1 pseudogene is annotated in these 488 nt (G+C 50.2%); it reads left to right on the top strand.

Annotation, left to right across the window (positions count from 1 at the left end):
- A pseudogene (locus ACTHUE_RS20185) lies at positions 1 to 488 on the top strand (sensor histidine kinase); the annotation flags it as partial.

The following is a 488-nucleotide window of genomic DNA, read 5'->3' as shown; positions in this document are numbered from 1 at the left end:
GCCGTGGTCGACATCACCATGATGATGGTTTTGGTGTATATCTCCGGCGGTACGGCTTCTGGTTTCGGAATTTTGGTTTTGCCGTTTGTCGCCACGTCGTGTCTGCTCAGTTATGGCCACTATCCTATGCTGTATGCAGGCTATACGGCAATGTTGTTTATTTTGAACCTGTTTTTAGACGGCAGTATGCGTTTCGATTCATTTAATTGGGATGCAAAATCAGTGGCGAATTCTTTGATGCTGATCGGCGCCAGCTATCTGGTGGCGATGCTGACCTCGTTTGCCGCCCGTTATCTGGAGCAGGCCACAGAGTCCGCCAGCCGCCATCAACTGGCCTACCGCCGTATCAGCGGCTTGAACCATTTGGTTTTGAACCGCGTACAGGAAGCGGTTGTGGTGATTGATGCGACCCAACGCGTGTGGCTGTTTAACAAACAGGCAAAAATCTATTTCCCCAGCCTGATTATCGATCAGCAGGAAATCGTGTT

Source organism: Neisseria sp. P0021.S005 (genome assembly GCF_051956955.1).
This window is presented reverse-complemented; position numbering and strand designations above follow the sequence as displayed.